This is a genomic window from Actinomyces sp. 2119 (assembly GCF_003591215.1).
GTDB lineage: Bacteria > Actinomycetota > Actinomycetes > Actinomycetales > Actinomycetaceae > Actinomyces > Actinomyces lilanjuaniae.
Genome location: NZ_QYRR01000010.1, coordinates 87,327 through 97,119, shown reverse-complemented (window position 1 = coordinate 97,119; position 9,793 = coordinate 87,327). Strand labels below are relative to the sequence as shown.

At 66.8% G+C, this 9,793-nt stretch carries 11 protein-coding genes; 9 read left to right on the top strand and 2 right to left on the bottom strand.

Annotated features, from left to right (window positions below; all coding sequences use genetic code 11):
• From D4740_RS12970 to D4740_RS11880, 9 genes are all read left to right on the top strand, one after another.
• Positions 1-285, top strand: a 285-nt coding sequence (locus tag D4740_RS12970) for a hypothetical protein (RefSeq protein WP_182911414.1), incomplete at its 5' end; no start/stop codon positions are given.
• Between the two features lie 12 nt (positions 286-297).
• Positions 298-960: a hypothetical protein gene (locus D4740_RS12965; protein ID WP_182911413.1), complete on the top strand. Its 663-nt coding sequence runs from the start codon at positions 298-300 to the stop codon at positions 958-960.
• Positions 961-974: 14 nt separating this feature from the next.
• The gene (locus D4740_RS11910) at positions 975-1,535 is read left to right on the top strand and encodes a hypothetical protein (RefSeq protein ID WP_147392918.1); all 561 of its coding nucleotides are present in this window, start codon (positions 975-977) and stop codon (positions 1,533-1,535) included.
• A 68-nt stretch (positions 1,536-1,603) separates the two neighbouring features.
• Positions 1,604-3,247 (top strand): hypothetical protein, encoded by a 1,644-nt coding sequence (locus D4740_RS11905; RefSeq protein ID WP_119837098.1) that lies wholly within the window; start codon positions 1,604-1,606, stop codon positions 3,245-3,247.
• Positions 3,248-3,364: 117 nt separating this feature from the next.
• Complete coding sequence (locus tag D4740_RS11900; RefSeq protein ID WP_147392917.1) at positions 3,365-4,345, top strand: hypothetical protein; 981 nt, start codon at positions 3,365-3,367, stop codon at positions 4,343-4,345.
• Complete coding sequence (locus D4740_RS11895; RefSeq protein ID WP_119837096.1) at positions 4,345-4,950, top strand: YdeI family protein; 606 nt, start codon at positions 4,345-4,347, stop codon at positions 4,948-4,950. The genes D4740_RS11900 and D4740_RS11895 overlap by 1 nt, the downstream gene beginning before the upstream one ends.
• 403 nt (positions 4,951-5,353) lie before the next feature.
• Positions 5,354-5,782, top strand: coding sequence for a hypothetical protein (locus D4740_RS11890; RefSeq protein WP_119836218.1), 429 nt, complete (start codon positions 5,354-5,356; stop codon positions 5,780-5,782).
• Between the two features lie 319 nt (positions 5,783-6,101).
• Positions 6,102-6,593, top strand: a complete 492-nt coding sequence (locus tag D4740_RS11885) for an MAE_28990/MAE_18760 family HEPN-like nuclease (protein WP_259390742.1) — start codon at positions 6,102-6,104, stop codon at positions 6,591-6,593.
• Positions 6,590-7,669, top strand: coding sequence for a DNA cytosine methyltransferase (locus tag D4740_RS11880; RefSeq protein WP_119836220.1), 1,080 nt, complete (start codon positions 6,590-6,592; stop codon positions 7,667-7,669). The genes D4740_RS11885 and D4740_RS11880 overlap by 4 nt, the downstream gene beginning before the upstream one ends.
• A gap of 143 nt (positions 7,670-7,812) precedes the next feature.
• Here the strand turns inward: D4740_RS11880 and D4740_RS11875 are convergent, their stop codons facing one another.
• Both D4740_RS11875 and D4740_RS11870 read right to left on the bottom strand, forming a co-directional pair.
• Positions 7,813-8,877, bottom strand: a complete 1,065-nt coding sequence (locus tag D4740_RS11875) for a hypothetical protein (RefSeq protein WP_119836221.1) — start codon at positions 8,875-8,877, stop codon at positions 7,813-7,815.
• A gap of 218 nt (positions 8,878-9,095) precedes the next feature.
• On the bottom strand, positions 9,096-9,668 hold the full coding sequence (locus D4740_RS11870; RefSeq protein WP_147392863.1) for a hypothetical protein: 573 nt from the start codon (positions 9,666-9,668) through the stop codon (positions 9,096-9,098).
• Between the last annotated feature and the right edge of the window lie 125 nt (positions 9,669-9,793).

The window sequence follows — 9,793 nt, the reverse complement described above, 5'->3', positions numbered from 1 at the left end:
GGGGGGCCGGAGGACATCAACGTGGTGCCTATGCGCAGCAGCCTCAACCAGGGGACTGAGGGGATGTACCCGTACAGCTACAAGAAGCTCGAGGACGACATCGCCGCCAGCCGGGGCGCCTACGAGAGCATCGACATCCGGATCGAGTACGACGGCCCACCAGAGGCTCCTTCGGGCACGTCCCTGAAGGGCGTGCCCAAGACCGACCGGGTACCTGTGAAGTTTGAGGCCTGGTGGACCGATGCGAGCGGTGCAAGACAACGGCAGCCGTTTGAGAACTTCTAGGCCTGGAAGGGTGTGATCAGTGTGGGTGTGCGTGACATGAGCGCGGCGGAGGTCTTTGCCCGGGCTGAGGGGCTGCTGGCGGGGTGGCTACGTGAGGAGGGCGGCTCCCGCCTCGACAGTGAGATGGTAGGCATTGGGCTCGTCCAGCGCGGCACTATATGGATGACTGTTGACGGTGAGGCCAGGAGCGTTCAGCCGGAGTCCAGCGAGGTGACGTTTGCTGTGGATGACCTGCGTCGTGCGCAGGCTGTGCCTGGCCTGGGTGCGTGGACGTGGTGCCGGCTGTGGATGGTGGCGGGTGAGTGGGTGCTGCACCAGGAGTGTGACTGGATGCGCGAGCCGGTGCTCGACCCTCCTGGTGGTGGGCGGCCCGGCCCGGGTATCTGTGCCCTGGAGCTGGAGCGCTACCCCCGGGATGCGGAGAACGTCCCGGACTGGATGGCGGAGGGTGTGGCGGCCAACGAGAGACGCAAGGCTGCCAACGCGCGTCGTCGTGAGGCCAGGCGCGCCAAGAAGGAGAAGGAGCGTGAGCGCCAGGCGGCCAAGGCCCAGGCCGCTGAGGCCACCGACCGGCAGGGCGGGCAGGAGGCTGCCCAGTCCGCCGTCCAGGATGCTGCCCGGGGTGTGCCCGGTGCCGGGCAGGCCGGGGAGCCGTCCGGGGGCGAGCCGGAGTAAAGGGGGATGCTGCTGTGCGTTCGCGTGACATGGGGCCGGAGGAGGCGTTTGCCCGGGCTGAGGAGTTGCTGGCGAAGTGGCTGCGTGAGGAGGGGGGCTCCCGTCTCGAGATCGAGACTATTGGTATCGGGCTCGTCCAGAGGGACAAGATGTGGATGACTGTTGACGGGGAGGTCAAGAGAGTGCTGCCTGAGTCGAGTGAGACGGGGTTTGCTGTGGACCACCTGCGTGAGAAGCAGGTGGTTGCTGGGTGGGGTGCGTGGACGTGGTGCCGGCTGTGGATGGTGGCGGGTGAGTGGGTGCTGCACCAGGAGTGTGACTGGATGCGCGAGCCGGTGCTCGAGCGGCCCCCTATCGGGGAGGACGAGTACTCGATCGAGCTGGACCTCTATCCCCGGGATGCGGAGAACATTCCTGTGTGGCTGGCAGAGCGGGTGGCGGCCAACGAGAGGCGCAAGGCCGCTAACGCCCGTCGTCGTGAGGCCAGGCGCGCCAAGAAGGAGAAGGAGCGCCAGGCAGCCCAGGCCCAGGCCGCTGAGGCCACCGACCAGCAGGGCGGGTGGGAGACCACCTAGGCCATTAGTTTTTCTTCGCGTCAGGAAATAGACCGTGACAAGACAGAGAACAACCAGAAAGGACAGCCGTGACCCAGCACCCGGACCACCCCGCTGCGTCTGACTCCGCAGCGGCCAGCAGCCCGCAGCACCCGCCGCAGGAGGAGGCGGACATGGTTCTCCTGGAGGTGGAGCCCGGCGTGGCCGTGCTCGTGGCGCAGGCGGTGCCGCAGGGCTGGACGGTCGAGGTCTTCGGCCTGGGGGAGCACTCTGCCCGCCAGATCGTCCAGGCCCTGGACGACGCCGTGGGCGGGGCAGGCCTGGTGGCCCCGGGGGCCTCCACCCAGGGGCTGGTCCGGCTCTCGCCGGAGACGCTTGCCAGCCTTGCCGCCCTGCCCGCCCGGGCACAGGGTGGCAGCCTAGGAGTCCTCGACCAGGCGCGCGCTCAGGCGAGCCCGCAGACGAGCGGGGACGCCCTCCGGGTCTGCTGGCTGCCTGCGGGCAGCGCGCAGGCAGCCGACCTGCTTCAGGGACTCGGCCGCGCCCAGCCGCTGCTGAGGCTCAGCGCCCACATGACCTTCATCGTGCAGGCTCTTGAGGAGGGCGCGGGCCTGGTGCGCTCCGCGTTTGAGACCCGCTACGAGGACCACTGGCCCGCGATCAGCGACATGCGTGAGACCCTCCTGGGGATCATTGCCCGCTCCCGTGAGACCGGGGTCATCCCCAGGCTGTCCACCGTCGGCGCCATCGCCCCGGACAGAGTGGTCAACGACGAGCATGCCTTCTTTGCCCGCCGCGTCTACAAGCACCGGGAGCACCTGGACACTTACAGTGCCGCCCGCTGGGAGTACCTGAGGGGCAACATCGAGCAGATAGTTGCCGACTACCAGGGCTATCTCACGATGGAGACCATCGACAGCGGGAGGTGGATACTGAGCCCGGGCAGGTTCGCCACGATGACCAGCCGGCCTCCTGACATCGAGAAGACCATGACCTACCAGTCCGTCAACATGCCGGCCAGGTACCAGGAGAAGCTAGGCCACGTGGCCGAGGTCCTCACGATGATCGACGCCCAGCGCCACCTGTGCGCGGAGGTCACCGGTCGGTCCTGGCCCCCGCACGCCCCCGAGCAGCTGGGCGGCGCCACCCTTGATGAGACGGTTGCGGCGATGAGGCGCCACGTGGACCGCCTGCGCGGCAGGTCCGCGGAGGAGCCGCTGGCCGTGGCACCGGCGCTCCAGGTGGTCGGGCAGGAGGTGCCCGGCCAGGCCCTGGCAGCGCTGCGCTGGCTGCTGCCCGCCCCGGAGCCCCTCATCGCCCTGGCCGAGGTGGACCGGGGCAGCCTGACCGGAGCGGCCCAGGGCCTGCGGCCTGGCCCCGACGGGGGGCCGGCGGTGCAGGCGAGCACCTACCTGGGCGTCACCTCCACCCGACTCTTCCTCTCTTCGGTGCCTGCGCTGGTGGAGGAGGGCAGGATCGAGCTCAGCCTCCCTCTTGCCGACCTGCGCTACGTCCGGTTCAGGATGGTGGATCGCAGGGCCGTCATGGACATCACCATGAAGGAGGAGGACCTCAGCATCGGCTTCGCACAGTCGGCTGTCTCCTCCGGCTTCACCACCGGCCTCGCCCACCGGGTGGCGGACATCCTGATGACGGCGGCGAGCATCCCCGAGGAGGAGCAGCGCAGTGACCCGCTGTTCACCAGGGCAACCAGCCGTGAGCGCCGGGAGTGACGCTCCCGGTCGTGGCGGCACCCGCGAGTGACCTGCCGTGAACGGCGGGAATGACGGGCCGGGCGGCAGGCCCGGCCCGGCTGATCGAGCTGATGAGGAACCCGAGGAAAGACCATCATGACTCAGAACCCTCAACATCCCCACGACCCTGAGGCGTCAGGACCCCAGGAGCCCGGGACCGCAGGTTACGGGGCGGCTTATGGCGACACTGCTGGGCAGCAGCCCGCCTACCCGGGCGGCTACGGCACCGTAGCGCCGTCGGCACAGGGAGATGGCGACGGCTTTGCACTACCGTCAGTGCAAGCGAGCGGCTACGGTGCCCCTCCTGAGGGACTGCCTCCCGGCATGGGGCCGACGTCGGCTCCCGGCGGTGGAGGCATGGGCTTCCAGCCCTCGTCCCTCCCGCTGTACCCCCGTGTCCAGGTGGGGCCAGCATGGCGGTGGGCGTGGTCGCGGGTGTCGAGTAATCCCGCTGTCTTTGGCGGTGGTCCGCTGTTCCTGGTGGTTTTCTACCTCCTGATGGCGGCTTGCGTCTTTCCGCTGAGCACGGTGGTGGAGAACGCGTCAGATACTGTGGCCTGGGTTCTCCTGGTGCCGCTTTTCGCGGCGGTGCTGGCATTCCTGCTGGGGCTTATGACCGTCACGGTAGGCGCGTACCACGCGTGCCTGGTCGCGGCTCGCGGGGAGCGTGCGCGGCTGCGGGACTTCCTGGTCTTCCCCAACCGCTGGCGTACCATGGCCGTCTATCTTGTTGCCACTGTTCTTACTCTTGCCGGGTTGCTGGTTATCATCGGTACGCCGATCGTGGCCTACTTCTGCCTCTTTGCGATCTTTGTCTCCCTGGACCAGGGGACGCCCGTGTTCCGGTCTATCTCGCGATCCTTCTCGATGATGCGTCACGGCGCGAGTGGCGACATGGTGCCCCTGTTCCTGGTGATTCTGGTTCAAAATATGGTCGGCGCCTTTACTACAATTGGTAGTATTTTCACTGTTCCCGTGGGGATTCTCATGGCCGCCTACGCCTACGTGCGCCTGAGCGCGTCCAGCCCCGGCCAGCCCGCGTACGGCCAGCCGGGCCACTGGCAGGAGGGCTCCTGATGACTGTCACTAGTGAGGTCGTGGACGGCGTTCCGGTCGTGCGTGCCAGGAGCCTGCAGGAGTGGCGCGACTGGCTGGAGGAGAACGGCCGGCGTACCTCGAGGGTCTGGCTCATCGTCTACAAGAAGGGCGCCTCCCAGGCCAGCGTGCGCTTCCGTGACGCCGTCGAGCACGCGCTGTGCTTCGGCTGGGTCGACAGCAAGGCCGTGAGGCGCGACCGCGACAGCTGCTACCTGAAGTTCCACCAGCGCAGCCCCAGGAGCAGCTGGGGGCGGGCCAGCCGGGAGCGTGCCGAGCGCCTGACCAGGGCTGGGTACATGCGCCCGGAGGGCCAGAAGGTCATCGACGAGGCGAAGGCCTCCGGGAGGTGGGACGAGCACGCCGACGCCCAGAACCTGGTCGTCCCCGAGGACCTGCGGGCCGCGCTGGAGGCGGACAAGCAGGCGCTGGCCCGCTTCTCGGCCTTCCCCCCGTCCTCACGACGACTCATCCTGCAGTGGATATCCAGCGCAAAGAAGCTGGAGACACGTCAGCGCCGGATCACCAGGACCGTCGAGCTGGCGGCACACAACATCCGCGCCAACCACCCCAGCCATAGGTCGTGAGGCGGTGTCATCCCAGCGTGCGTTGTGCCATCCTGGCTCACGTGGATCGGGCTGAGGCGAACGACGTCGTAGGGGCCTGGAGCTGTGTCAGCCAGGAGCGACAGAATTCGGCGGCGCTTGCATCGCGTGAGACAGGCTGTCACCGTTCTAGCGCGGCTCACATCGCCATAACGCATATACCCGTCGTCCTCCCTCCGCCTCCCCCGCGCCCTGGTGTCCGTCACGCCGGGGCGGGACCGCCGACCTCTGAGCTCACATGCCAGGACAGGCGGGACGTATCCGGGAGATATTTCTGCGTTACCCGCCGGTGCTGCCTCTGGCTTGTAGGCTTGGGGACACAGGTTCCCAAGCGCCGCGGCAGAGGCGGTTTGAGCCCGGTGCGCCCGGGCGGATAGGAGATCTCATGCCCGAGTGGTCCTTTGAAGCCCAGATGGAGGCTGTTGACAGCCTGCAGACCCACCTGGCCGAGTTTATGCGCTCCGCAGGCGTGAGCGAGGTGGTGGTCGAGGTCCAGTGCGTGGGCACGCGAGCCGCCGCCCGCACCCGCGCTCTGCGCCCAGGAGGCGACTGGGAGGAGAACGTGGTCCCTGGCCCGATCGTGGAGGAGTCAGTGCGCCTGCGCTCGCCCATGGCCCGCCCCGGAGGAGGCGCGTGGACATGGGCGTCGCTGACCATGAGCAGCCGTGACTACCAGCTGGCCTCCGACTTCGACTACGACCACCAGCCCCAGCTCACCCCCCCCGTCACCGCGGACGACTGTGCCGAGGAGCTGCGTCTCTTCCCCCGTGACCCCCGGGCCACCCCCGACTGGCTGGCTCAGGGACGGCGTTGACAGTCTGGCCCAGGAGCGACGTTCTGACAAAGGGGCCTGGTCCAGGGGGCGACGCTGGCGGTCCCCGACCGTAGCGCATGATGGGGGTCACCCGGTTGCCGCCAGGTGACCCCCCGAGGCTGGCGGCTCAGATGAACTATCTGCCGAGGGTCTCAGGCGGACTCGGGCGGCCGGGTAGTTCCCTCCGCTTTGTCCAGGCTGCGATCCCATCGTGTCGTGTCGACAATACACAGCCCAGATCCAGGGTGTAGAAGGCGTCGGTATCTCCTGGTACTCTCCCGGAAACGGGCTTAGGGATCACCAGCCCGCCGTGTCGACGATGGCGCTCTCGCCACGATATCCTCAAGGCAGGCCTGTGCAGCCTGTCGGAAACGACCTCGGCCCTAAGAGACGGCTGGAGGCTGCTCTCGGCATGTGCGAACAGCTCCTGGACCAGGTGCCGGTCAAGGGCTTCAAGATCGACCCTGGTGGAGGAGGGAACTGGGATGACGTCTCTATCAAGGAGCTCTGCGAGCGCGTCGGTTGCAGGTTGGTGATCTCCCGGGATGTATCTCAGGCAGCCAAGCGCCATATCAGAGACAATATGGGTGCGTTGAAGCTTGTCAAGGACCGCCGTAACAGGCTGGCGCACGGCTCGCTGTCCTTTGTCGAGTGCTGTGGGGAAACCGTGACAGTCGGTGAGCTCAAGGAGGTTGCCGACGCGGTCAGTGACTACCTGCGAGAAGCCGTCGGCTGCTTCGATAGCTTCATCGCGCGTGAGATCGTAGGCAAGAGGAGACGGGAAAGAAGACGGGAGGTGCGAGTTTCGTGAGAAAGGAGGTCGGCACCCTCTCGATCCGTGCTGTTGATCTGTTCTGTGGAGTCGGTGGACTCACCCACGGCCTCGCCCGGGCTGGCATAGACGTCGTAGCCGGGATCGATATTGATCCCGCATGCAGGTATCCCTATGAGGCTAACAATGAGGCGAGGTTCGTTGAAGGCGACGTGAATGACCTTGAGGCGTCAGAGGTAGAGCGGCTCGTCGGTGGAGCTGATGTCAGCCTGATTGCCGGGTGCGCGCCCTGCCAGCCGTTCTCGACATACAGCCGCTCTGGCCGCAGCAAGAGGCGCGGTAGCGACTGGCAGCTTGTTGAGACGTTTGGCAGGCTGGTGCGAGAGGTCCAGCCTGACCTCGTGACGATGGAGAATGTGCCGCAGCTGCTGGACCATCCGGTATTTAGCCGGTTCGTGGAGGACCTGAGTGGCTACTCGGTCGGGTGGTCCGTAGTCCAGGCCGCTCGTATTGGTGTCCCGCAGACAAGAAAGCGTCTTGTCCTGGTCGCCTCACGACTCGGCGACGTCGGCCTTCCCCTCTCGCAGGAGGGGAAGGAAGCAAGGACTGTGCGTCAGGCTATCGGGGGACTCCGCCCCATCAGGGCTGGCGAGTCGGACCCCGAGGACCGGCTGCACGTAGCCTCTCGGCTGAGCAGGGTGAACCTGGAGCGGATACGTCATTCGAAGCCGGGGGGGACGTGGCGTGACTGGCCCGAGGACCTCCGAGCCGCGTGTCACCGCAAGACCAGTGGTGCGACCTACCCGAGCGTGTACGGACGCATGTCCTGGGATGAGGCGAGTCCGACCATCACTACTCAGTGCTTCGGATACGGCAACGGGCGTTTCGGGCATCCCGAGCAGGATCGGGCCATCTCACTTCGCGAGGCCGCGATCTTGCAGACCTTCCCGCCGAAGTACAAGTTTGTGCGGCCCGATGAGCCTGTCCGGTTCAACGTCCTGGGCCGCCTCATAGGTAACGCTGTTCCCGTGCGCCTGGGAGAGGCGGTGGGGCAGACGCTGGTGGCGCATGCCGCACAGTTCACTCGTCCAAACCACGCCGTGGAGGCGCACTGAGGGCGGCTGCGTCAGCGAGGGGCTCGTATGGCGTCAGGCTGGGAGCGGAACCGTGGCACGCGGCTTAACGACCGGGCGGCACATCAAGGTCCGTTCGTAAGCACCAGGTGTCTCACGGCTCACAGCTAGTAGCCCGCGATGCCCTAGCCCAGGGGGTAGCCGAGATCGGCGCCGTCGGGCAGCGGGGTGATGCTGGCAAACCTGCGGGCGGCCTGCACCCCGGTAGTCAGGCTGCACTCCGGGCTGCCCGCCAGGGCCAGCAGTGCCTCCTCGGTCAGGTCGGCTCCCTGGCTAACAGCACGGCGCAGGGCGTGCCTGCGGCAGGTGTCGAAGGCCTCCTCGACGTCACGGGCCAGGGCGCGTGCCTCCTGCCTCGGTCTGTGGTGGATCCGAAAGTCGTGCGCCATGTCCATCAGCTTCTGCAGGACAGGCCCGGGAATGTCCGGGACGCGTGCGAGGACCTCACGGACACCTTCCACGGTCATCAGCGGGTCCGCGGCCAGCGGGTCATCGGCGGGAGGCTCCTCAGGGCCAAGGCCGGGGCCAGTGCCGGGGCCGCCGCCAAAGAAGAACTCGTTGACGACCTCGTCCGTCAGTGCCCGCAGGCGCGCCTCCCTCTCATCGGTGGGAGGCTTTCTAGGGCTGAGGTCCACCCCGAAGAAGTAGTCGGAGAAGGAGTCGTCAGCGTACTGCTGCAGGCACTCATCACCCGCTGCCAGCATCTCCAGTCCGCTCAGCTCGACACCAGCGTCGTCGGTGTCAGGTTCCCACCACTGCTGCCCGTCGTAGAGCGCGGCAACAGTCCACCACTGGACGTGCCGGGTCTGTCTGTCCTGTGGTCTCCAAGGCAGGAGCCGGGCAGCCCACTCCGGCAGGCCCCGGCGCGGGTCCTCCTCGCCGGAGTAGCCGAAGGACACGTCCCGGTCGAAGCCCGCCAGCAGTGCCCGGCCACCAGTGAGCTGGATCAACTGCGCCCAGGAGCCGCCGCCGTCACTGTAGTACCACCCGTGGGGCTGCGCTCCGGTGTAGTGCGGAGGGACCAGCACGGTGTCCCCAGGCTCCCCGGTGTCCCCGGCGCGGGGGCCGCCGACCCTGTTGAGGGAGGCGTTCATGAGGGCTGCGTCCACCGCGATATGGCGGGTCATGGTCTCGACGTCGGGCAGGTCGCGGGTTCTCAGGCCAGGGCTGCTGGAGGCGTCGGTGCTCACCCCTCCAACCGTAGCAAGACGTGCCGCTGTCGCGGACGCCACCCCTACCACCCGCTACCATGGTCCCTGCGACAGGGGAGCGCCCTGTCACCGACTAGTGGAGCGCATGGGGTTGCTTCCTAGACGGGGTCATGTCATACTCTGTGTGCCGCTGCATTACGGTGCGGAGCGGAAGTAGACGCCGGGCGCCTGTGAGGTCATAGGGCCCGGCGTTCGCGCTACCTGGTGGGCTGCATCGTCTCCAGCCGGACGGAAGCAGCCAGCAGGTTCCAGTTTGTGGTTTTCCCTGTCCTCGCGTCGCCGTAAGCACCAAGAACCTGGTCAGGTACCCACAGATGCGGTTCTTCATCACCGTAGGCGTGCTGCAGGCTGAAGCGTGTGGAGATCATCCCGCTTTGACGAGCGATAGCGACAGTGGCTTGATCCTTGTCGTCCTGCTTCCGTTGCCTGTGCTCAAGCACCAACCTCCCGACATCGTAGTCACAGGCAAGAATTGTCACTAGCGTCATGAGCGCCTGCTGGCGTGCCTGCTCTTCGTGAGCACCATGCACCAAGGGAGAGGCGAGGACAATCAGATGGCGGGCAGAGGAGGAGCCGATGACGCGACACGCCTCTTTCCTGACGTGGGGCACGGAGTCCCGCCAGTGGAGCTTGGGTCCTCGCGCGAGTTTCTTCAGGGGGCTGATCGGGTCCGGGAGGGCGTCGTCATGAAGATAGGCGCCGAGCAAGTACATCGACTCGGGTACACCTGTGCGACGGATGCTCTCATCGCCGTAAGCCGTCACCGTCACGGATGAACAATAGCCGAACGGGCGGTGTTCTTCAGCGTCTGCGTCTCCAAGCCAGAACAGCCTGCCTACACCCACCACACGGCCCCGCCACCACCCGCTACCATGGACCCTGCGACAGGGGAGCG

Excerpts from the sequence above, each read along its gene's own strand:
- D4740_RS11895 (WP_119837096.1), top strand. The coding sequence starts at position 4,345 with ATGACTGTCACTAGTGAGGTCGTGGACGGCGTTCCGGTCGTGCGTGCC.
- D4740_RS11890 (WP_119836218.1), top strand. The coding sequence starts at position 5,354 with ATGCCCGAGTGGTCCTTTGAAGCCCAGATGGAGGCTGTTGACAGCCTG.
- D4740_RS11900 (WP_147392917.1), top strand. The coding sequence starts at position 3,365 with ATGACTCAGAACCCTCAACATCCCCACGACCCTGAGGCGTCAGGACCC.
- D4740_RS11885 (WP_259390742.1), top strand. The coding sequence starts at position 6,102 with ATGGCGCTCTCGCCACGATATCCTCAAGGCAGGCCTGTGCAGCCTGTC.